General features: G+C 44.4%; 17 protein-coding genes. 2 read left to right on the top strand and 15 right to left on the bottom strand.

Going from position 1 to position 24143, the window contains the following annotated elements; translation table 11 throughout:
- The first annotated feature begins 147 nt into the window (after window positions 1-147).
- Window positions 148-879, top strand: coding sequence for a dipeptidase PepE (pepE, locus tag L4D79_RS14315; RefSeq protein ID WP_428652603.1), 732 nt, complete (start codon window positions 148-150; stop codon window positions 877-879).
- A gap of 81 nt (window positions 880-960) precedes the next feature.
- Here pepE and L4D79_RS14310 read toward each other — a convergent pair whose 3' ends face one another.
- The 3 genes from L4D79_RS14310 to L4D79_RS14300 all read right to left on the bottom strand — a co-directional run bounded on the left by L4D79_RS14310 (window position 961) and on the right by L4D79_RS14300 (window position 4246).
- Window positions 961-1878: a cation efflux transmembrane domain-containing protein gene (locus L4D79_RS14310; protein WP_428652234.1), complete on the bottom strand. Its 918-nt coding sequence runs from the start codon at window positions 1876-1878 to the stop codon at window positions 961-963.
- A gap of 203 nt (window positions 1879-2081) precedes the next feature.
- Complete coding sequence (locus L4D79_RS14305) at window positions 2082-2648, bottom strand: putative ATP-dependent zinc protease (protein ID WP_428652233.1); 567 nt, start codon at window positions 2646-2648, stop codon at window positions 2082-2084.
- Window positions 2649-2860: 212 nt separating this feature from the next.
- Window positions 2861-4246 carry a PTS transporter subunit EIIC gene (locus L4D79_RS14300; protein ID WP_428652602.1) on the bottom strand — a complete coding sequence of 462 codons (1386 nt, stop codon included), beginning with the start codon at window positions 4244-4246 and terminating at the stop codon, window positions 2861-2863.
- Window positions 4247-4809: 563 nt separating this feature from the next.
- Between L4D79_RS14300 and L4D79_RS14295 the strand changes: the two genes are divergently transcribed.
- Entirely contained in the window at window positions 4810-6009 is a 1200-nt protein-coding gene (locus L4D79_RS14295; protein ID WP_428652232.1) for an enolase C-terminal domain-like protein, read from the top strand.
- Between the two features lie 74 nt (window positions 6010-6083).
- Here L4D79_RS14295 and L4D79_RS14290 read toward each other — a convergent pair whose 3' ends face one another.
- From L4D79_RS14290 to L4D79_RS14235, 12 genes are all read right to left on the bottom strand, one after another.
- On the bottom strand, window positions 6084-6794 hold the full coding sequence (locus tag L4D79_RS14290) for a GntR family transcriptional regulator (protein WP_428652231.1): 711 nt from the start codon (window positions 6792-6794) through the stop codon (window positions 6084-6086).
- A 103-nt stretch (window positions 6795-6897) separates the two neighbouring features.
- Window positions 6898-7497 (bottom strand): GNAT family N-acetyltransferase, encoded by a 600-nt coding sequence (locus tag L4D79_RS14285; RefSeq protein ID WP_428652230.1) that lies wholly within the window; start codon window positions 7495-7497, stop codon window positions 6898-6900.
- A gap of 127 nt (window positions 7498-7624) precedes the next feature.
- On the bottom strand, window positions 7625-9202 hold the full coding sequence (locus L4D79_RS14280) for a BCCT family transporter (protein WP_428652229.1): 1578 nt from the start codon (window positions 9200-9202) through the stop codon (window positions 7625-7627).
- A 386-nt stretch (window positions 9203-9588) separates the two neighbouring features.
- Window positions 9589-9837 (bottom strand): hypothetical protein, encoded by a 249-nt coding sequence (locus tag L4D79_RS14275; RefSeq protein ID WP_428652228.1) that lies wholly within the window; start codon window positions 9835-9837, stop codon window positions 9589-9591.
- A gap of 353 nt (window positions 9838-10190) precedes the next feature.
- Window positions 10191-11096 (bottom strand): prohibitin family protein, encoded by a 906-nt coding sequence (locus L4D79_RS14270; RefSeq protein WP_428652227.1) that lies wholly within the window; start codon window positions 11094-11096, stop codon window positions 10191-10193.
- A gap of 446 nt (window positions 11097-11542) precedes the next feature.
- Window positions 11543-12664 (bottom strand): CRISPR-associated ring nuclease Csm6, encoded by a 1122-nt coding sequence (gene csm6, locus L4D79_RS14265; RefSeq protein ID WP_428652226.1) that lies wholly within the window; start codon window positions 12662-12664, stop codon window positions 11543-11545.
- A gap of 74 nt (window positions 12665-12738) precedes the next feature.
- A complete protein-coding gene (locus tag L4D79_RS14260) occupies window positions 12739-13362 on the bottom strand; it encodes a type VI secretion system-associated protein TagO (RefSeq protein WP_428652225.1) in 624 nt (207 codons plus the stop codon).
- On the bottom strand, window positions 13352-13558 hold the full coding sequence (locus tag L4D79_RS14255) for a restriction endonuclease subunit S domain-containing protein (protein WP_428652224.1): 207 nt from the start codon (window positions 13556-13558) through the stop codon (window positions 13352-13354). Before L4D79_RS14255 ends, L4D79_RS14260 begins: the two co-directional genes overlap by 11 nt.
- Window positions 13548-13919: a lipoprotein gene (locus L4D79_RS14250; protein WP_428652223.1), complete on the bottom strand. Its 372-nt coding sequence runs from the start codon at window positions 13917-13919 to the stop codon at window positions 13548-13550. The genes L4D79_RS14255 and L4D79_RS14250 overlap by 11 nt, the downstream gene beginning before the upstream one ends.
- A gap of 204 nt (window positions 13920-14123) precedes the next feature.
- Window positions 14124-20321, bottom strand: coding sequence for a DEAD/DEAH box helicase (locus L4D79_RS14245; RefSeq protein ID WP_428652222.1), 6198 nt, complete (start codon window positions 20319-20321; stop codon window positions 14124-14126).
- A 17-nt stretch (window positions 20322-20338) separates the two neighbouring features.
- The gene (locus L4D79_RS14240) at window positions 20339-23722 is read right to left on the bottom strand and encodes an STY4851/ECs_5259 family protein (RefSeq protein ID WP_428652221.1); all 3384 of its coding nucleotides are present in this window, start codon (window positions 23720-23722) and stop codon (window positions 20339-20341) included.
- An 8-nt stretch (window positions 23723-23730) separates the two neighbouring features.
- On the bottom strand, window positions 23731-24066 hold the full coding sequence (locus tag L4D79_RS14235; protein ID WP_428652220.1) for a hypothetical protein: 336 nt from the start codon (window positions 24064-24066) through the stop codon (window positions 23731-23733).
- Window positions 24067-24143 lie beyond the last annotated feature (77 nt).

The raw sequence follows: 24143 nt of genomic DNA, 5'->3' as shown, positions 1-24143 counted from the left end.
ATGTTATGAGCATTAATACTTCCACCTCACCTGATGGCGTCACTAAAACTAAGGCTCTAAACAGGGACAAAACTGTGCTCTTGTTCACCTTCCCTGTTGATAGATTCATATATGATAATCCTCTTTACCCAAACAAGAGAATATATGATGGATCTCTTACTATTAAGTAATGGCAAAATTGCCGGCAACACCAAGGTGATGGAATTCGCTCTTCCTGCGATCACAGAAGTATTTACCCGTAAGCAAGTTAAAAACGTATTGGTTATCCCTTACGCGGTGATCCGCAGTAGCCACGACGACCGTACCGCAATGGTTGCAGAATCGCTAAGCCACCTTGATGTCAATGTTACTGGTCTACACCGTGCAGAAGATCCTGTAGAGGCTATTCGCCAAGCAGATGCCTTTGTTTGTAGCGGTGGTAACACTTGGGTATTGAATAAGACATTACATGACCTTGGCCTTATCGGCCCAATCCAGCAGGCCGTTACAAAGCGTGGCGCTCCTTATGTTGGTTGGAGTGCCGGTGCCGTGATCAGTGCGCCAACGATCCGCACGACCAATGATATGTGCATTGTATCTGCAGCTATTACTCCCTCGCTTAGCTTTGTACCCTTCCAAATCAATGCTCACTACATTGATGCATCTATTGAAGGCCATATGGGTGAAACACGCGACGAGCGTATCGAAGAGTTCCTTGTGGTCAACCCTCACCAATCCGTTATTGGTATCCCAGAAGGTTCATGGCTTGCAGTATCGGGTGATACCATGACCTATGAAGCCGCTAACGGCAAACCGCTACACTGGTTCAAACTCAATCAAGAGCGCACACTGATCCAGGCCGGTTCTGATGTCACCGAACTGATGGGTCTAGACGGCTAATCAATCCCCTGATTTATTGATATCAAAATAAAAGCACAGCGATTTGGCTGTGCTTTCTAGAGTGTATTGGTGCTTTATTTTCTAAACCAACACCATCTCGACATCGACAAATGTCAGCCTATCAGCCAACATCTGCTGCAGTGACGCTTTCGTCTCCATCACCTGGCGACTTTGTTCTTGGTTCAGGGACTCTAAAGACAAACCGACAATCACCAAATAACTACTGCCTGTTTTGCTGATATTCAAAGACGCAGCACTCAAGCCGTTAGCAGATAATGCGTGGTTTACTGTTTGGGCAATCTCCTGATGCTGCTGGTCGTTTTGCAACTTACCACCCGCCAGTTCAACAAAAGCTTCTTTGATAATGCGAATTGGCTGGCCCAACATAGATACCGCCAACACAACCACCAGCAAGGCATCGCCTATATATAAGAGGAAGTCTAACGAAGAGCCCTGCTTGATGTAGCCAATGACCACCAGAACAATACCGGTTGAAGCTGATAACACACCATCAATCAATGACGCTTTCCGATCAACCGCCAACATCGAGCTGTTACCTTGGATTTTCTTATTCTGGACATAATAGAACGCAGATAATCCCCAGCAAATCGTCACCATAGCGATCGCGTAATACACAATGGGGCCTGTTTTGATCATAGCGATGGGCTCGCCAGCCAAATACCGTAAAACCTTACCGCCATTACTGGTAAACGCCGAGATAATCACCCCAAGCAATAGCAAGCCTTTCACCAACGAGTACAAAGCCTCGGTAACGAATAAACCAAAAGGAAAGGTTTCTGATCTAACCGCTTTAATAGCCGCAATTTTCAACGCCACTATCGATGATAAAAACAAAATGAACGACATGTTGCCATCAAGCAATAGTGCCTCTGAGCCAGATAAATAGTAGACCCCCCAACCACTCAGTGCCATCACCAAGTTTGCCGCAATACCCACACGGATAGATTGACGCTCAATGGTTATTATTCTTTCTTTCATACGTTATCCAACCCGCAGTAAGTCATTAACAGCAAAGCGACAATTTAATGCTTCACTATAGCGATCAGATAATTACTTGTCATTACTGTGATATAAGAGAAATGATTAGAAATAGAAATGCTTCTACTTAGACACATGAAAGAGCGTATACCCAAACAACGCCTATTTGGGCATATCTGTGTTATTTGGGTATATCAGAATATCTAGACGCCAAATGCAGTGGCCTTAGAAACATCCACCACATAATTACAAGCCAGCAAATTACGGCCAATAAGCAATTTATCTGACATCAGACTCCTGTCTTTCAAGTTAACCTCAACACTGTACTCACGGTCGGCCAAAGTTAAATCCAACTGTATGCTATATCGCATCTCTGAACCCAGCGAGTTTTGGATATGACGAACGTGGGTGATCTTTTTACGCATGTGTACCGTTTCGCCCTTTTCATTAGCAGTAATGAAGTTAACCATCTTGCCAATGTTATCTTCAGCTTCTGGCGAAAAGTCTTCGATTTCTATATTGGTAGCATGAATTGAAGTACGGGTAGCACCAGTATCAATGCGAGATCGGAAATTCAAATTAGATGCAGGCGAATAGAAGCTTTCCTTCTGTCCTATCACCCTTTTATTGCCATCTTCAATACCACACTCTTGAACGGCATGCCCCTGAATATAGCCCTGCGTTGCCTCACTTGCTACAACACCCGCAGAGATCATCATTGAGGCTAGTGCCACTATGGTTCCTATATTGCAGCCTTGCTTTATTAACATGACAACTCCCTTCCATGTTATGTGTCATCCTACAGCCATCTTTGCAAAGGTATTTGACACTCACAAGTCAGAGAAAAAAGCCGTTACAATTTTCCAGATGCAAAAAACCGCGGCTATTACTAGTCGCGGCTTTCACTTTCATTGAGGCTTTTATGTTATGAAGACTGACTTTTCAGGCTTTATTCATCTTCCTGACTTACTCTTATTCAGCCTTATTCGTCGTCCAGCTTAACAAACAGGGTTGTTAAGACGAAAGACAGGACAAATACACCACATACCCCCATTACAGCTTGAATGAAGTTCTGCGTACCTGCTGACAAGTAAGCAGGCAGACTGAACACTGAAGACAGAATGTAGCTGGTTAGGTGCGTATCAAGTGTGACAGAGATTGCACCGAACACACCCGCCGCCAAGCTCGCCGTAAACATTGCTTTGGTGTACTTAGTCAGAACACCAAACAATGCTGGCTCTGTAATACCCAGGATTGCCGTTACACCTGAACCTGCAGTAATAGAAGATTGCTCTTTCGATACCGTTTTACGCTGCTTATGCCAGATAGCGAGTGTTGCACCAGCAATAGCCAGGTTACCCAGACACATAATCGGCATTAGCAAATCCTTGCCGTACAGCGCGAAGTTGTTCAGGCTGATAGGCGTCATGCTGTGGTGAATACCAAACACGATAGTAATAGGACGGGTTAGACCAAAGACAAAACCGGTCAGTATCGGAGAAATCTCTAGCAGAGCGCTAACCACCCAGCCTGCACCATTACTTAGCCACATACCCAGCGGGCCAACCGCAGACAATGTCGCCGTCGCCGTTACTGCAAAGGCAAGCAGTGGTGTGAACACAGGTTTAGCAACAGTGGGCACAATGCTATCAACCAGTGGCGTCACTTTAGACAATAGCCATACCGCAAGAATCGCCGGTACAATTGCGCCACCGTAGTTCATCAGTTCGATTGGTACCACACCCAGTACCGTCAGTTCAGCAGCATCGCTGACTGCTTTAAGCGCGGCCGCTTTATCAGCAAGCTGAGGAGAAAGCATCGCGGCGGCAACAGCAAGAGCGATATACTCATTAACCTTGAACATTTTCGCAGCCGAAAAAGACACCAGCATTGGCAAAAAGAAGAATACAGCAACGGAAATTGAGCGGAAGAAATATACCGTATCCGAAGTTTCAGAGATCACGTTGGTCGCAATAAGGCCAGATAACAAGCCCATCAACATACCAGCACCGGCGATAGCAGGTACTACCGGGCCAAAAATACCGGCTACAATACGCATCACGTTCTGGAACAACTTGCCGTCATCTTTGCTTTTTGGTTTATCTTCATCACTGACAACAGCACCACTACCCGCCATGATGGCTTGCAGTGCTTTGTGCCACTTCTCGACTTCCACACCAATAATGATTTGGATTTGACCTTCTGCAAATACGACGCCCTGAACCCCTTTGATGGATTTCAACGTCTCTTCCGATGCTTTAGACTGATCGGCAATTTTGAGCCTCAGTCTAGTCATACAGTGTGTTGCATCGGTAATGTTGCTGATGCCACCCAATGCATCAATCATTAGCGATAGTTTTTCAGTCATCGCATCTTGCTTTGATGATGCAGATGCCTTGTTTCCAAAACCACCCATCGACTCACTAATTTGCATATTTAATTAACTCTCTTTAAGAAAAGAAATCTAGTGGAATAGCACCCTTTTGTAAAAGGATTTCGCCCAAAGTCATTAAGGGTGTTATTCATACTTAAGATATGTCTTATAAATTGCTCACTTACGACTTCAATTAATTTGAGTAAATAACTCACCTTTTAAAATCACACCGTAAGAATTTATTTTCTTTTCCTCCTAGCCCTGAAACAATGCATCAATTTGCACACTAGAAACACTGTCCAACACCTGAAGTTCCATTTGATGAAACAAATGATATAGAACCAATCTAAAAAACCAACGGACGAAACTGAGAGTTAAATCACGAAAATTAGGACGTTCAGGGCTAAAACAATTAATTTTCTATGATTGGTCTGTTTTTTTATCCCCTTTTGCTAAGTTACCGTACCAATTAAATTTAATGAAAAAATAGGCTTGAAATACCGGTTTTCCAATTGGTATATATAAAAATAGATTCCGACTCAGATGAGAAATTCATTGTGAAAAAAACATTAATCACAGATGTTGAATGCATTATTACTAAACCTGATCGTCATAATTTAATTACTGTTATCGTCCATACAGATCAAGACATTACAGGTTATGGCTGTGCGACTTTCCAGCAGCGTCCACTCGCCGTGAAAACCATGGTTGATGAGTATTTAAAGCCGCTGCTTGTTGGCAAAGATGCTAATAACATTGAAGATTTGTGGCAGATGATGATGGTCAACGCCTATTGGCGCAATGGGCCGGTTATCAATAATGCTGTATCCGGTGTCGATATGGCCTTGTGGGACATCAAAGCAAAGCTAGCCAACATGCCATTGCATCAGCTGTTTGGTGGTAAATCTCGGGATGCTATTCCGGCCTATACCCACGCGACAAGCGACACAATGGAAGGGATCTACGAGCTTGTTGATGGCTTCCTAGAACAAGGATATAAGCATATCCGTTGCCAGCTTGGCTTCTATGGCGGTGTACCAGAAAATATCCATGCAACTGAAAGCCCAACCGAAGGCTCCTACTACGATCAGGATCAGTACACCGACAACACCCTGACCATGTTCAAGAAACTACGCGAGAAATACGGTAATCAATTCCATATTCTTCACGATGTTCACGAACGTCTGTTCCCGAACCAAGCGGTTCAGTTTGCCAAAGACGTCGAACAGTATAAGCCTTATTTTATTGAAGATATTCTGCCGCCAAGCCAGACAGAATGGCTGGATAATATCCGCAGCCAAACCTCGGTATCGCTCGGTTTAGGTGAGCTATTCAACAACCCCGAAGAGTGGAAACAGCTGATCATCAACCGTCGGATTGATTTCATCCGCTGCCATGTGTCGCAAATTGGTGGTATTACCCCAGCCCTTAAGTTAGGCCATCTGTGCCAAACCTTCGGCGTGCGCCTTGCCTGGCACTGCCCGCCAGATATGACCCCAATTGGCGCTGCAGTGAACACCCATATGAATGTTCACCTGCACAATGCTGCTATTCAAGAGCACGTAGAATACAAAGAAAATACCCAACGTGTATTCCCAAATGCGCAAGAGCCACGCAATGGCTACCTGTACGCGTCAGAAGAGATCGGAATTGGTGTAGAAATGGATATACAAGCAGCCGCTGACTTCCCAGTCACATACCGTCCGCATGAGTGGACACAGAGTCGCCTGCCAGACGGTACAATTCACACGCCGTAAAAGGGCTAAAGGCCAAGCAAGAATAAAAACATGAACAAAAGAAGAGCTGTGTTGTTTCTTCGCGAAAGAGCCAGCTATTCTTTTTTTCCCCTGAACTTAATATTTTCACTATTAAACGGGATTACATAGGTACATTGGTAATCGATATCAATAACCTCGCTGACAATAAACACTTCCCCAGTTGATAAAAATCCCCGGTTAGTTATTTTCATCGCCGCGATACCCTTTTTGCAACCTAGTAACTCTGCCTCTTCTTTAGAAACATTAATCGCTTTATAGCTAGTTAAATAGCGATCTATTTGCAACCCCAGATCCAACGTATGGTTTTGCAAAGAGCTTTCAATGATTTCATCATGCATTTTAGTGAACAGTTTTACCGGCAACTTTGTACTTTCTAACTGTACAATTTTTCCATTCACTAAACGCAGGCGTTTAATACACCAGATATAATCATTTTCATCAATCAAGAATGAGTTCTTATCGTGAGAGTCCGTCAGCCTCTTATGCAAGCTCACTTTTTTATAGGACATTTCCTCAAAGCTGTTTTCTGTGATCGAGTTATAAACCAGTGGGTTATTACCATTAGACTCTTTCACAAAGTGCCCTGCACCTTGCCTGACAAAAACCGCCCCTATCGCCTCAAGCTTGTTGAGTGCCTTACGGACAGTAAAGCGAGATACCGAGTAGCTTTCTGCCAACTCTCGCTCGGCAGGCAATTTATCTGTGATCACACCTTGGTAAATCTTGCTCAGAATATCTTGAACAACGAACTCGAATTTCTTCATAGATAAAACGGCTTTTGGGGGAGCGTTAAGAGGGCTTCTGTGTATTTTATTTAAAGCCTTTCGACTATTCAATTGAGTGACAAAATAATATACCCAAGTTACCTCAAGGTGCTGGATTCAAAGGTGCTCTGATCATCGGGATCATCACAGGGAAATCACCCGCGTAAACATGATCCATCACTTCAAAGCCATGGCGCTGGTAAAAATCTACATTCGATGGATTGGAACACACCAAATATGCCGTATCTCCGTGTTCATCGCATTCTTGTGAAATACTCTGCATTAGCAAAGTCCCCGCCCCTTTTCCTCTGGCAGTGACATCTGCGCCTATTAACGGCAAATACCAATGCGGTAAATCAGGTTCAAACGGTGACAGCTTTTCAAACAACAATGCAACCGTTTCCTGCTGCTTTACCGTCATCGTCTTTTTGACCAACTCATCCAAGCGTTCTTCATCCGAGGTGATCCCCGGCGGCAGCCATAAGGCACCGCAACCTTCATTGAACAGTGCTGTTCCCAAACCAAACGCTTTATCACCGCACGCTAACGTCCAATCAGACATCACGTTTAAGTAGGTTTCAGCATCAGGCCAGCACCAACGAGCGGTGGGATCATCTGCAAATCCCATCACAATGGATGCAACTACCTTCGACTGATTTTGAGGTGCAACACTATAAGGAAAAGTCCATATTTTCTTATTCATTACCCGCCTCTAGACTTCTGACAATATTCGTTGATATTTCAATAGACTACTTTGAAGTACGAACAAAAGACAAGCAACAAAAAAGACCTCAAACACTGTTTGAGGCCTTTTGCATCAGAAGCTAAATCTAGTAAAGAGCGCGCTCGGTCCGTAAACCTTTAACCAAGCTGACACACATTAGCAGTAACACAAAGCTAAACGGCAAGGCGGTAGCAACAACCCCCGACTGGAATGCTTGCAGCGCTTCCGAACCACCGATCCATAGCATTGCAGCAGCAATTGAGCCCTCGACAGTTGCCCAGAAAATACGCTGAGGGACAGGTGCATCGACTTTACCCCCTGCAGTAATACTGTCGATAACCAATGAGCCTGAATCTGACGAGGTAATGAAGAAGATCAGTACCAAGGCAATAGACAACACTGAAATCACCGAGCTAAACGGTAGCGCATCGTACACATGGAACAAGGTTAGCGAGATATCATTCAGGCCATTCGCCCCTAGTTCACCCACTTTGTTGACGACCTGATCAATCGCGATACCACCGAAAATCGACATCCAGATAATGGTCATCAAGGTTGGTACAAAGATCACCGCGAACAAGAACTCACGTACAGTACGACCCTTAGATACACGGGCAATGAACATACCCACAAATGGTGACCATGAAATCCACCACGCCCAGTAGAACACAGTCCAACCGTGCATCCAGGTTGTATCGTCACGGCCATGCGGGTTGCTCAATTCAACAATATTGCCAAAGTAAGCCATGATGGTGTCTGGCAGTGCCACTTTCACCACATCAAAGCCAACGTAAGCTACGAACACCAACAGCACGAAAGCAAACACCATATTGATGTTACTTAGTAGTTTTACCCCGCCATCAATACCGCGGATAACAGAGAAGATCGCAATCGCTGTAACAAAAGCAATCACCCCCATCTGCATACCGATACCACCTTCGGTACCGAACACATGGTTAATACCACTGGTTGCCTGCTGCGCACCTAAACCAAGAGAGGTCGCCAAACCAAACAATGTTGCCAATACCGCCAAGATATCGATAACGTGGCCTAACCAGCCCCAAGCCCTGTCACCAAAAATTGGATAAAACACAGAACGGATAGACAGTGGGAGGCCCTTGTTAAAGGCAAAAAATGCCAACGCCAGACCAACTATCGCGTAAATAGCCCAACCGTGGATACCCCAGTGGAAAATGGTCGCGCCCATCGCCAGTGCTTTGGCATCTTCGGAATACGGTTCTACATTGAACGGCGTCCCCCACCAGTTGGTGAAGTAGGCTGTTGGCTCCGCTACGCCCCAGAACAACAGACCAATACCCATACCGGCAGCAAATAACATTGCCAGCCACGACACTCTTGAGTGCTCTGGCTGAGCGTCTTTACCACCAATGCGGATCTTGCCCAATGGTGAGAGCATCAACCCCATAGTGAAAACAACGAAAAAGTTTGTCAGCCACATGAAGAACACATCAAAGTCATTGAGGATCCCATTTTTAACGCTGTTCAGCGCATCTTTGGCTGTTTCTGGGTCGATGAAAAAAAGTGCAGCAAGGAAAATTAAGATCAACCCTGCGCTGGTGCCGAAGACAGGGTTATGTATATCAAAACCCCATTTCTGAATGTTGTCCTGACCTACCTGATAGTCGGTCGTCTCGATACTATATTTCTTTAGTACACTATCCATAATACTCTTTGAACGCTTTGTTTTTGATGCTTTCCTATCCAAGAAAAGCACCTTTGAATTGCCAGTGATAAAAAAACAATTTAGAACACTAAACAATTTAAAATGTCGACGTAGGTTAACAGCTCTTGATAAACAATTCAAATACAGCAATATGATGGTTTTTTGTACTAAATATTGCACTTACTGGTCATTTGATTGATATGGGTACTAAACATTAGGTAGTTGAACGTGTTTTTTAGGGGGTAGTTAGGATTCGAAACATTTTGTGTTGAGTAGATGCTTAGTCGGACAAACTGGACAACAGACACCTCTTTGCAGAAAGTAACTAAACGCTTGCCAAACTGATGTTCGGATACAAGAAAGGAGGCCATATTGGCCCCCTTTAGTTAAAGGTAATCTACGTATTTTTTGCTACCATCGCTGCAGGTTACTGAAACCGACTTCCTAAACTGGGTCAGCTTCTGAACATCGGTAACACCGTGACCACAATAAAAGCGAACGGTCTTATCAATCACTTTCGGAGTAACCGGCGGTACTTTATAGAATATTGCCTCACCAATCATGAAAACAATAAACCCAATAAACACTGCAACCAAACAAGCCAATGCTTTTTCAATAAAGCTACTGAATCCCATGATTATATAATTACAATTCCTTTTGCTTTTCATGCTCAGAAGGATACGGGTTTACTTTGATTGTTTGCTCCACTTTCCAAACCTCTATATAGCCCGAACATGTGTACTTGGCGAATATTGGAAAGTTAGGCCATGATTTTCCTCTTTCCCGATAGCTCAATTGGCAACTATTTCAAGTCATTTCTGATTCAAAGTTATCCCAACTATGTATCAAGGTCTGCTTTTTATCCCACTTAACGTAAAGAAGCGATGATATAAGCATGGCACATGAAATCAACATCAGCAGTATTGATATTGCTGGTCCGTATTTACTCATAAATGAAGGCTTATATTCATACCTTCTCAATAATTCTTCATTTAGCATGAGAACGTAGATCAATAATTGGCATTGATTGATCTCCCATTACTGTTGCTGGAACCTGACCTTGCCAGCGCTGAACCTTTTCAAGCTCAATCACCAAGCCGCCAGATTGTTTTAGTGCTTTCGCCTTTGCTAAAATTGCCGCAGCCTCTGCCTCACCCTTACGTTTAATTGCCGCAGCTTCTGCTATCGACTTTTGCTCAATAGTGTAGGCCTCACCGTCAGCCCTTGCTTTTGCTGCATCACGATCGGCATTTGCAGTATTTACTGCTTGCTGAGCTTCAAGATCCTGGCGCTCAAGTCGAAATGCTTCTGCATCCCTCAGATTTTTTTCGTTAAGTTTACGATCAATAGACTCTCTGAATTTAGCAGGCAATTCTATATTCTCGATTTGAATCGAATCGACAGTTACAGGGATCCCTTCCAGCTCTTTTGCTAATTGCCTTTCTACATCAGAAACAGCAGCTTGACGATTTTGAATAAGCCCTTCAGCAGTGTGTCTTGCCATCCCCATCTTTGCCGCATTTCGAAGCCTTGGCGCCAAGATCCGCTGCTCAAATTGATTCAAGTCTCCGTACTTCCGGAACAATTCAAGAGTTGTATCTGGGTTAACCGTCCAGTTCGCTGAGATACTCGTTTTAATTGCAAGTTGCTCCGAAGTTGCAACAGCAAGTGGCTCTTCCATACGCTTAGTACGGATCTCAATTTCACGGACAGAATCAACTAAAGGTAGTTTGAAATGTAAGCCTGGGGTCTCCTGCTTGGTGGCCTCACCAAAGCGACTCACTATACCGCGATGCCCTTCTGGTACCGTATAAAAAGAGCCAGAGACAATAACGAGAATGAAAAAAGCTGGAATAGCTTTTAGTGGATTAATATTAGGTAATTTCATATTCATAAAGGTTCATTGTAATGGTAAGTAAATTAAAGGTTTTGTTCGTTTTTTCCTCCCTCTGGTTTATTCATACATTTTAAATTGTCATTTGAGCTTTCACGCTCATTACTTAAATAGATATTTTTACTCGATAACTGTAATTCTATATCTGCTTTATGATTACACTTAACTTTTAATAGGTGATACTGAGATCTTTCTTTAATCATCTTCCTTACAATTAACTTGTCTTTGCTCATAACTTCAATACTGCCCCACAATCATTACAATAATAAATGGCTTTATAGAAAACTTTCTGCCAAACCTTTCTTTTTATTCTTACAACATTTCTGTGGTGGCATTCTTTTTTCATATTATTATCAACCTCGAGTTATGGGCATGCGTATAAACTCTCTTCACGTTTTATATTACTTGAAGAGAGTTATATCTGTTTTTTGTAAGCTTACGAATGATTAGGGATGGAAGGTTTCAGAAATTGTTAAATCTTCATCTATCCAATAGATATTTCCACCACTGACTCGTTTCGAGTTGATCTGAACCTTCTCAAAGATACCTACAGGTAACTTTTCTTTCAGCTTCCTGTTTATGTTGGTACGAATTGGCTGGAAAAACTCTTTCTCCATCGGCTTCAGGTTATCAAGCTCATTACTCTTCCAAGCGATCTCATCTTCTAAGCCAAATGTTTTATATACGCGGGCATCCCCTTTCATCAATGAATAGACGGACAAATACGCTTTACTGGGCTCAAGACTATCAACGAAACTCCGGTCAATAGTCACTTTTTTACCCGGCTCACGCGCCAAGAATTGGTAAAGTGCTAGCTCCTTTGTAGTGAGCTTAATGTCCACTCCAAATGCCGACAACGTAACCGCAGTATTCGATATTTGAGCAGAAATTGCCTGCTCGGAAGCGTTCATCATCGCCACAGTCTTGCTAAATGACGTTTCTTCAATTTGGCCTATCAAATCACCTTCAAACTTCTTACGCATCCTGACAAAGGGAATTTCAGCCAAGGTCACCGTCGCATCCTTTGTATTTAACTTCTGGCCGTTTCTACCTTCAATCCAGTTGTCATTTATTGTCGGATAATAGAAGTCATAAACAAACTCAAACTCATCGTTTATATAAACATGGCTTAGCGCATCTTGTTCACGCCCAAGCAAGGACATCGCATATCCCATGTAAAACGCCATGGTTTTACGGCCACCAGCAATCGAAGCATGAATAGCACAATTTTCGTCTGATGTTAGCTGAGCTACTTTGCTCGTGATAAAATCTGCCATATGCGCCTGATCTTCTTCTCTTTTGGCATCAATTAATGGCTTACCGCTCTCATCGCTAATTACCCATATATGACTTTCATCAAACCGTACAGCTGGCATCTCGTATTCTTCAATCAACGCCTGTAAGCGCCCTTCCTCAAAAAGCCCTTGAATCAGCAACTGCTTGGCATTTTCAGTCGTGATTACAAATACCTCATCAGGGTACGTCTTGCCCTGGGTATGTAATGCATACAGCGTTTCAGTTAGCACTTGAGGGGTTGCGCCTGTTGTGCACAGAAGGACGTTCTTCATATTTCGTAGCCTTAAATTCTGTTAGCAGTAAGTCTACTTACCACTAACATATTAATCATTATTGTATTTATTACTTACCAGCCGCAGGTTTCTCGTAGCGGCTTGATAGCACTATCAATACCATTGATATCAAAAATAGCGGTCACTGGTGATTCATTATAAGGCGTAATCTGTGCAACAAACTTTGATTGCCCTAACATCTGTTTAATCATCGGTATTGGTTTGCGTTTGAATGATGCTTTGCTGTCTGTTGACAGTGACCAATTCTCGGTTTCGGCTTTATCGGAACCGACACGGGTTAACACACTTGCATCACGCCCTAAGTATTCACCCCAATTAATATACATATCCGTGGTATTTTGGCTGCATCGCAGCACCATTGCCACCTTACGTCCCCACTTATTAGTACCAGACTCAGATTGCAATATCATGGTAACCGTTTGACTGTCATCAACCGGATTGATGTCTTTACTGACAATCCAGCTTCCAGTGCCATCTGTCTCTGTAGGTACTGCTTGAAGCCCATTCAATCCATTCTTGGCTGAAAGAGTATCGAAGCACTCTAGCCTTGCTAAATCACCATCGATAGCAGAACAGCTTGCTACTTCTTTTGGGTCAATTGTTTTTTGATTATTAGTTGTAGCATTAGCTGTACCTACAACAAGAAGGCCTAGAGCCAAAATCCAATTATTTTTCATCAATTTCACTTTCTTCATTATGCTCAGACCACACTTTTTGACCGAAATAAAACGCCATCTTGTCGCGCAACTTCAGTGATAGCGCTTCTTTCTCATTCAAGCATGTCGCTTTATCAATTTGACCCTTTAGCTCATCAAGCTCCCTCGCGATACGCTCCTGCTCTGCGATAGGTGGAACGGTTAAGTTAAGCTTCATGCTTGTACTTCTCACAACCTGGCTTGGTCGAATCGATAACCAAGTTACCTTCTACGCTAAAACCGATCTGACCAAGCAGGAACAGCAATGCATGGTTGTTTTGTGTTACGACAACATCTGTTAAGCCAACGGCACAGTGATTATTCTCGATAGCGTTATCGGCCGCTTCTTTTACCTGTGGAATACCGAACGGGAACAGAACAACCGGCACCATATCCTTACCTTCAACACGTTCGCCTGTTACGAAACCGTCTGAGTTAAGGTTCATGTTTTTGGTAGAGGCAACGGTAAGATCGGCCACACGTTGTGAACATCCAGAAAGTGCCAGTGCGGCAAGTAAGGCTACTGCGATTTTTTTCATGATGTATTACTCTTTGTTATGGTGATTTAAATCACCTTGAACTCAACTTAGGAGTAATACTAAAACTCAAAATGAGTATCATGTTTTTCGTAAGCTTACGATCATCGGTTTGCTTGTTGTAAATGAATCGATATGACAAATGGCTTGAGGGAAGTTGCTAATAGTATGCATAAAAAAGGGCAGCCGAAGCTGCCCTTGATTTTCTTAATCACCGATAGAGAAGAAAACGGCGGTAGGCCACTGCCCGCCCCTCAGCTGCCATTTTCCTTGAATTATATGTTCAGCCTGCTCTTCAAGGTTAAGGTCTAAAGGGAAGCGGTTTTCAGGATCGTACTTGTCTATCCACCAGTAGCCGAAGCCTTGATCTAACCATATCGTTACCGCAGTGCTGTCATCAAAACTAAGCTTCATGGTTCTTGCATGTGGAAGGGCAAACTTGTGTACAGTTTCAAACTCAACATCAAGTCGAGTTTGATTAATACATTCATCGACTAATTCAGCTCTATCCTCTTCGCAGTACCAGTTATCTTGTACCGTCTCAGGTGCATATGGCGAAGTATGTAAGCGACCTGTGATGATCTTCGCTTTACAGCCTTCATAATGAGCGAGTAATGCTCCGACAGTACTTAAGCACAAACTAAATGGTAATGGTGCTGCCAAGTAGCGGTCACAATACTCAACCTCTACAATTTTATTAGTTTGCATTTTACTCAGTAACAAATCAGACGCTTGGAGTACTTTGGTCCAAAAAAGCGATCCAAATGCTTTTACTGTCCCATTTAATTCATTATGAACCTGCACCGTACCGATTTTTTCAGAGTGTTCTGTTAGGTTTAGCTCTATCGCTTCTAGTTCAGGTACACCGCTACACCCAGTAATCAATTGCGAGTCATACTCATTAAGAAAGCCCCACCCATAAGCAAGCTCACCGCTATAAATTTCAGCACATAACGTTATCTCACTTTTAATTGGTGTAACACGCTGACGTAGCTCAATATTTGGATGGTTCGAGAACCATGAAAGGCTGATCTGCTCAGACGTTGATAGTTCACTACCACGACTGATTAGCGCCACTTTCACCTTTCTCTCTCTCGCCCAACTGTAAAGGACATCAATTAATGGCCACTCTCCTAGATCATCAAGCGCTTCCCTATCGAGATAAATACACAGTTCCGGAGACTCCAGACGTGCTAGCGACTGCTCTATGGCTGTAACCAGCGGACGCAGCTCTCTTCGGTTTGCATGATCAAAGAGCATAAATTCACTTGGCAGTGATAACCGCGCAAAAAAGTCGTTATCCAAAAACTCAATGACTTTCCATCGATTCAACAGTTCCAATGCATGCTGAGTCGAATAATCCACCAAACAGCGATGACATGCCTTATCACAATGGCACTCAACAGCCTTTTTCTTCGCTCGTTGCAGCAACTCAACAATAAATTCAGGGGCTTTAATTGCGAATCCAGCACCACCAGCTGAAGAATCATAAAGAACAATGGCTTGAGCTTCATGGTCTTTATAGTTTACTGGCTTTGTTGTGCAACCGATCTCATCACTGTTGATACCGAGCTTTTCGGCCAATTCATTGCGCAGTAATACAGATATTGACCGCGCAACAGTACGGTTATCAAGTACCGTTCCGTCTCCATTAAATAGCAATAATTCAAAAACGTCTGTTCGCGTGCTGTGCCCAAGCTTTATCGGCCCTTTAATCGCGAAATCACGTTCATTCCCGCCACAGAAGTGCTCACTCTCCCGCTCAATTTCGCCTTTGCCACCACGCAAACGCGTGTGATTTTCAAGAACTTGATGCGGCGTTACATCGTCAGCATCAGGCATGGGCTCCATGCGGCCACACTCAAGACACAATGCATAACCACTGTTTGAAAGGCCAGCACTATGATAGTAAACGTGCCCATCATGACTGGAACGGAACATCGCACTCGGGTTAACGCTGATTTCTTCCCATTCCGCTTGTTCAACCGTTACCCAAGGATCTTGGAATGGCACATGGACTAACCGAGATATATCATTGTGCGGCTTATTGCGAATATCAATGGCAAAACTACCAGGCTCTATAAATCGATGGTAGCTATCAGTTTTTAATGGCGCATCACAACAGCTACAATCCGAGGGCATATTTCTATCGGTGCCACTTGCACCGCAATGCTGGCAACGCCAAGCCCACATTAAAGATTGGATTTCATTCACCTGATCGGCGGATGCAGGACTGTGCCAATTAAGGATCACACCACCTGATTGATACACACGGCCATCAAGTACAACCTCACTGCCAGGTGCATAATCTCTTATTGCAACCGACAGATCCCTAGATGGGTAATCTCGGGCACTGTATAAATTATCAATACGATGAACTAATTTATCATCCTTGGCCGACTTCGCTTCTTTAGCCGCTTGGATTAACCCTTTCCGACGGTTAATGCTTTCTGCATTGTCGTTATTGAGCGAAACCACGTCGGTAGGAAAGCCATAACCTGGCAAGAACCCTTTTCTCGCCAGCTCAGATAGTAAGTATTCCCCTTCTAAACGTTGAATTTGGGTTTCAACGGCAGCCTGAGCTGTAGAGAGTCGATTACTGTCAGCCTTCACCGCCTCACTTTGCTCGCACAACAACTGATGCTCTTGTTGCCAGCTTTGCAAAATTCGAGTCATTTGCTTAGCTGCATCTTGAACCAAATGCGCTTTTGTACTGGCTTGTAAAACAGTACGTCTAAGCAGTGTTTCTAAGCCATCACTCATCATCGTTAGCGCTTCAGTACAGCACCAATTGGTAAACAACTCTGCCTGTGAAGCACAGTTATCATGGGCAGGCATAAAGAAATTACCGCAGCTCAGGCGCAATGAGTTTTCGCTAATGCTTTTTTGACGTAAGAAAACCGACAGCAATAAAGCGTTAATATGCCGCCTTACTATATATTCACTTGATAAAGATACGTTCGGTACATGAATCGGCGTATCAAATGCCCAGCGTGTCTGGCCGAAAATATGCTCACCATGCGGCGTATTTTTACATAGTGTTAGTGCAACAGACTTGGTTTCACCACGACGACCGGCACGGCCTGCACGCTGAAGATAGTTCGCTGGGTTAGGTGGCGCGTTATTCATCGCGACTACTGAAATACCACCAATATCGACCCCCATCTCCATGGTCGTCGAACAACTCAGAACATTAATTGCCCCCTTCTTGAACTTATCTTCGTAATCTCGAAGCAAGCTTGCAGGTAGTTGAGCTGAGTGTTCAGCCACTCTAAAGTACGGCGTGCGCTCAACAATACGATCGGATATATCGGACCACGCATTTTCTTTACGTAGATTGGCGATCTCCGGTTGTTCTTGCCAATCTCTCGTTTCGTTCAAGCTCACTGCTGAGCCATCTTCTATACGACGCCCATAGGGGTAAGGGTAAGCAGGAGCCTCCAATAAACGGCAACGTTGCTCATCATGATGCCCCTTAACATTCAAATAAGGCGTTATTTGCTTTAGTGGCGTATCAATGATCTTCTGGGTATGCGGGCACTGCCACTTTTCGGCAATCAAACTAAAGCTAGCCTGATGCTCTAACTCAAGGCGATAACCATCACCACTAGCCGACAGCACATACCGTTGAAGTACTTTCCACGCATCTTGCAAGATGATATCAATCTGTGTCTTATCTTCTTTATCTATAATATCTAGATTAAACGCTGCAGCGAGCAGCCTAACCAATCGGGGCTGAACCGCGCCTTTTCTTACTTGCGGCCAACTCTGAATATTCCTGAACTGACTCTCACTATCAGGAGCAATAACCAGACCCGCACTGAATTTCGCGCCAATCCAGCGTTGCTGCTCTTCGGTCAAGGAGATGGCTTTATTGGCACGTACATGGAAGTTCAAACATAAGGTCAGAAAGTTGACCCAAGCATCTTGCCCTGCAGCTGTATCATCAAATAGCGATACCCACTCCGTTGGTGCGGTATTGCCTTTATCCTTGATCGCAGGGTATTCAATTCGGATCAACCCTAACGTTTCCAATGTATTCTGACGTTTTGGACGGCTATTAAACTCGCGCAATAACAACAAGCGTGACAATAGGATTGGGTCTTTCACCATATTCATCTTGTCATCAAACCGTTGATAAGAGTCTTTGATCCAATACTGGAGTTCTTTCTCTTTTGCTAGCTCATGCTCAACATCAGACCATGGAATTGAAACTTCGCCAGCACCACCACATAAAGAAGCTATCTTCTCTTCTATGATTTCAACCATGTCATCATCGCCGTCTTCGATAAACATCGCTAAACGGGATTTATACTTTTTAAGGTCTTTTTCCTGCTCTGGTGTAAGAGACCCGCTTTTAAGAGTCCTATCAGCCACGAGATGAAACAGCGCAGCCCGGAGAAATTGACGCTCTGCATCTTGCTGAGATTTAGCGGCAAAACGTGCCGTTCCTTGCCGACTATCAGTGAACGTGATCATTCGGCGACCATGCCAAGGGCCTTTTAGCTGCTCTTTTTTACCGTCTTGGCAAAATTCCAATAGCGTTGGAATAACGGTCGACAGCATAAACGGCGCGCCGTTGCGGAAATGGCGATAGAAATCATAATTCTGAATTTTAGCATGCTGGCAACAAGGGCAACGTAGAGCAACACCACTACCGTCTGATTTACTGTAGCCTTCAACACGATGAACGTTAAACGCCCCTTTATGAGAACTTGGCTTTAATACGCCATCGTTGTTTAACCAATATTGACCTGTTTCGTCATGGGCTTGTTCCGACATAATACAGATGCAAGAATGGCTGTCCGATTCATCCGGTTCGGAATCATCAAAGGCTTCTGCATCATCCACTTCGATATCGAGCGTGAAGTCATCAATACTTGAATCTGGCTTCGTTAGGCTAAGAACACTATTTCCTGTTTCTTTCTCTACGCTTTCATCCGCTAACAACAAGCTCGTACCGCAACCATTACAGCTGGTCATTTCAAAGACTGGCGATCCACAGCCACATTGCTCACGGCGCGACATGTAAACCATGCCAAAGCGCCAATCAATCGTATCTAATGCGGTTCCCGATTTTGCTTTACAGTTTAAATTTGAACAGGTCCATAGGCCACTTGATACCCGATGGAACAAATGCAAACGGAACGGGATAAACGCCTGTCCATCCGCCCCTACTGTCGAGGCACAAATATCTAGCCATTGCAGCGCCAACTTTTCAGCCATTGGTTCATCAGTTGCTGATAGCAGCTTACAAATTTGAGTAAGCGACAGTCGGTTATCATCTGAACTCAGCTTTTGGCGTAATATGCGAAGCGGCATAATCGATTCAAGTACGCGATAACGTACTGATGTATCTTCGATAGCCTTTACTTGATTAATATCCATCGCATGTGGCGTCGAAAACTCAGCGAGTTCAGTAATTTCTCGATGACCTTTGACCAAATAAACCTGTGTGATATCAACACCAGCAACATCAGCAAGGAAAGCTTTCAAATCATCATCAGAATCTTTTCCACCAATGGTTGCCGACGTTGCCACAAAACGAACTTGATCAGGCGTTACATCAAATCCATGCATCACACGACGTAATAACAACGACAGTTCCGCCGCTTGTGAACCAATGTAAGTATGCGCCTCATCCAAGACGATCCAACGTAGCTTACCCTTCGATTTAGCGAGAATGGGCTCATCTTTTTGGCGGACTAACATGTATTCCAGCATCGTGGCATTAGTCACCAAAATTTGGGCGGGATCATCACGCAATGCTTTTCTTGATAGCTGCTGATTTGGCTGTGCACGCTGCTTGGCAACTGGCATGTTTTCTTTTGTTTCACCGTTATAGAGGCAAAACTTCACATCAGAACCCAGCTCATGAGTCCATGCGGCCAAGCGGTCACGCTGGCTATTGATCAACGCATTCAAAGGGTACAAAAACAGTGCCTCTACCCCTTCAGCTTTGCTATTTCGCTTAGCGATATCATTCAAGATCGGGACGAGGAAACACTCTGTTTTACCTGAACCCGTACCACTACTGACAATCACTGAACGCGGCTCATCGTTTGATAGGTGCTGCCACGCTTCATACTGATGCGCATAGGGGTACCAACTAGAGTCAAACTGATAGTCTTCTTTCAGCTCTTTCGGTGGATTGGCCATAGCATGAACAACACTTGGTTGCAGTAACCCGCCGGAAAGCACATTCATACTTTCGGTGTGCGGTTGCCAACCAAATGTCGCTTCAAAAACAGGGTCACCAAGAAAGGCACCTTCTTGTCCTGGCGCTTTGGAAAAGGCTTGCCATAAGAACTCACGCAAAGGCTTAGAGCGCAGACCAAACTGTCCTAACGTCGCACGCGCCGCACGTTTAGTCAGTTGATCAATAATCGATTCAAAATATTCCATACTCTTGTTCCTAGGCGTTAAATTGAAGCTAAACCAATAATCATTTTTTGGGTTAAAGCAAAACAGTCATCAAAATATTCTTGGTCAAACCGACGATATTCGCGCATCGCATGTACCACTTCAGGCGTCATGCTTAATTCAGCTTGGCCACTGGTCGCCAACGCTAATAATGCAGGTGCATTCATCACGTTATTTTTAAACCTATGTTTGTTGGTCAGGCACAATTGAACGAACTGTGGGTTCATTTTACTGATCACCGAACTCATTATTCCATCAGCAAAAATAGTGGGCCAATCGGCATCAAGCTGGCGTTGGGATAGCGCATTTCGGCTGTCAAACACATGCTGCATATAAGCAGCAGGCGTCAATGCTGGCTTTTGCTCAAGTACACCGATTTTAAACTGCATCATGCTCGAGAGCGGGGCAAGGCCTGGGAAATAAGAGACCAACTCTGACAGCTTCTTCTGCACCCGCGTTTGCGCCACATCTGCCATATCATCACCTAAGCGGTGCAGCAGGTGGTCATAGAATGCCATCATCACCTTGGCTGCTGCGGTTACCTTCAGCGAATACCAAAGTAGTGGAAATTGTTTGTCCATTTTCCACACTTGGTCAATTTCTTTCTTGCTTGCAGTCAGTAACAGCGCCAACATAAATTCAGGCTGGCGGGAAACACCGCGCCATAAATCAAACGTCGTTAGCGGCACATGATCGAACGATAGTAAGGTACGTACAAACTTCCATTCAGACCGAGAAAAGTCATAGGCCATTTCTTTCGCGACTTGGCTAAATGCCTCCAACCGGTCGGCTCGTCGACCTATACCTGCTGCCGCCTCGAAACCATGACTGGCTTGTGGCAGTAGCTCTAAATCCTTACTCCACATTAATGGCCTGATACCCTGCTGAGGGTTATCGCAATATACCAACCACGCACCCGCTTCAACTTCATCATTAGGAAACAGCCAGGCCGATTGTGTGCGTTCAGCATCATCAACAGGTAATAACTGCAACGGTGTTTGATCAGGGCGATCCAATGGCACTGTGTATAAATCGATGGACGCTGCTTTATCATCAAGCCCTTCAGCGGCAAGCTCAACCCAACCTTGCTCTCGATTAGGTTGAAGGGAATGCGCATAAGCTGATAAGAAACAGGTAAACACGGCTTGTCCGTGGTTGACCACAGACAGTTTTACCTTGGCATCCAAACTTGAAGACAACGCAAAAAGTGCTTGGATGTCACTGCGGAATGTCGACAGTGATAACCCCGTTGCCAATACATCAATAGAAGGTAAAACCGTGCTGAAATAAGCACTTCGACTAAACGCGCCCCTGACATCATGAGCTTGAAGTGAAAATTGCAATTCCACCTCGCCATCAAGTCCATAGCCGTAAAACTCATAACTATTGATTTTATCGACCAGTAGGTCGCTATGGCTTTCTACTGACTTCTGATCACCATCTAATAAACACACGCCTTTACTTGGGAATGGCAATGTAATCGATACTGACTTGGGCTTCTCTTGCCACCACAATTCAAGTTCAACAAACGCAGGCGGTTGCTCTTGCGCGCAGAACAAATCAAGCGTGACTGACTGCTGTGTTTGAGTCACTTGATGGGCTACTTGGCCATCTACGTCTTGATTTAGTGCTACCATCGGGGGGCGTGACGACGATATTACTATCTGGCCACGGTTGATCTGACGACCGGGCAAGAATTCAATCACCATATCTTGCGGCAAACTTGCCAACCGGAAACGCTTCTTCGCTTTACCGCCGTCAATGAATGCAACTTCACTTTGCCCTAAAGGTAAGGTGTCAAACGGTTGCCATTGTTGCTTTGAGGCATGATGCCAACGCAGCTTTTCTACTGATAGGCGGTGATGCGTACCTTGTGGTGATAGCGCAAGTAATTCCGGCTTACCCATAAAACATTTCGTCGGTAATGTTTGGTACGCTAATTCATCACCTTGCCAGACATATTCTGTGTTTGATTTGTTACTTACACCTAGTTCAACAACCGCATCGCCAAATGGGTAAGTGCCCGCTTCATTTAACTGATACAAACGACAGGTGTACGGTTGTGCAGTAATGCCCAAGACGCTTTCGCCGCTAAAGAAGGGAGGCAATGCAATTTCAGGCGATAACGCTATCAACGCTTTTTTTGACTCGCAAACCACATCACCAGAGCCCGCTAGGACCCACTCGCCTTCGTTTTCAGTAAATACCCAAGGTTCAACGTTATTCAAAGCACTTCCGCCCAGTAAAGGGGCATACCATGTTTGATCGTTGTCGCCTCGGGCCATTAACTGTATTTCGCAATCAAACCAGTCATTCGGTAACTCACTGGTCATCACATCCAGCAAGTAACGCTCTGTATTGTTTTTAGGGCGAAACGCCTTAGCTAATAACAGCGGTTTCTTACCCATGGCAAACAAGCTAAAGCGCTCTGGTAATGATGACATGCCAAATAACTGTTGGATATATTGCGCATTAACCCGGGAGCGAAGCGAAACCGCCAGCTGGCATGTCCACTTGGCTTCAACTTGTTGGGGATCATCCAAGACATAGGCATGCTTGTCATAGGCTTGAGTTAAACGACGAACTAAACGAATCGTGCTCGGCAAGCTACGCTGAACAGCAATAGCTTGGCCTAGCGCACTATTGAGTAAACCTTTCGCTACTTCATGGTCAATATTCAGCGGTAGTTGTTCAGGCCAATTGGGTGCAACAGCGTCTAAAAAGCGCATCGGGTCATGCTGCTCATCGAGCCCATATTGATCGGTTAGTTTATAAATCGCCTGAGCAATTTTGCCGACCACGGAATATACTGCTTCAGTTCGGAACGAAGCAGCAATGCAATGATCGTGCGCTTCGGCGATGGCCGCCGCATTAGGATTCGATAAGGTAAATTTGCCGAAGTCTTTAATCACCAGCTCAAAATAGTGAGCTAGCTTACTGTTTGGATCGGTAATCAGCTTAAGTGGTAGGCCCCCTTCTACCGCAACCGAGCCCAAAAACATCCGCCCCTGACCATTGCTAAGGATCGGCCGACGCCAAAAACGAAAGCCAGCCGCGATTAACTTATTTCGTTGGCCTGCTGTAATGGCATCATCACTGATATTCAGAGAGCTAAAAATAGGCTCCCAGCTCCAATGACCGCCGTTAAATTCTTTTCGCCACCATTCCGCCGCATACATTACAAAAGCACCCGCCCACTCAGAACTCATGGAGACAGGAACATGACAGGCAATATCTTGGCTCCGTAAGCTATCAATCAAAGCAGTTTGTAGTGATTCATACTCATCACGGGTTAGCTTATAACTATAAAGCGGTGCACCATTCACGTGCTTTAATTGCCGTGATGCCAAAATATCTGCAATGCAATGTCGGAATGTATTCATTGTTATCCTTACGGCTTCAAGTAGTCGACCAAATTTTCAATATCGTTCGGCGATGTGATTTTAAGTTTTAGTACCACTTCACCACGTTCCAAACCTGGAGTGGTGTAAGTGTTGCTATGACGGCCTTTGTCATGTGGGTAGACCACATGCTCTACCTCTGGCATCTCGATGCTACCGAACGGGTGCGGTAGCCACACGTTGGCAAAGCGGCCATGGTCTGGCTTGTCAACTTCAATCACAAACCCAAAATGGTTCGTGAGGTGCCAAGCTTCGACCTTTTTGGTTGTACGGCTTGGGGCGCCAAATTCTTGGTGCAGGCGTTCAATTAGCGTGTCTTTAATCATGTATTCAATCTTGTTACCAATACTATAAATTCAAAGCATATTTGCTTTTCTTGCTCATGTGGCAATCGCAAGCTTAC

The organism is Photobacterium satsumensis, assembly GCF_050336935.1.
GTDB lineage: Bacteria > Pseudomonadota > Gammaproteobacteria > Enterobacterales > Vibrionaceae > Photobacterium > Photobacterium satsumensis.
This window is presented reverse-complemented; position numbering and strand designations above follow the sequence as displayed.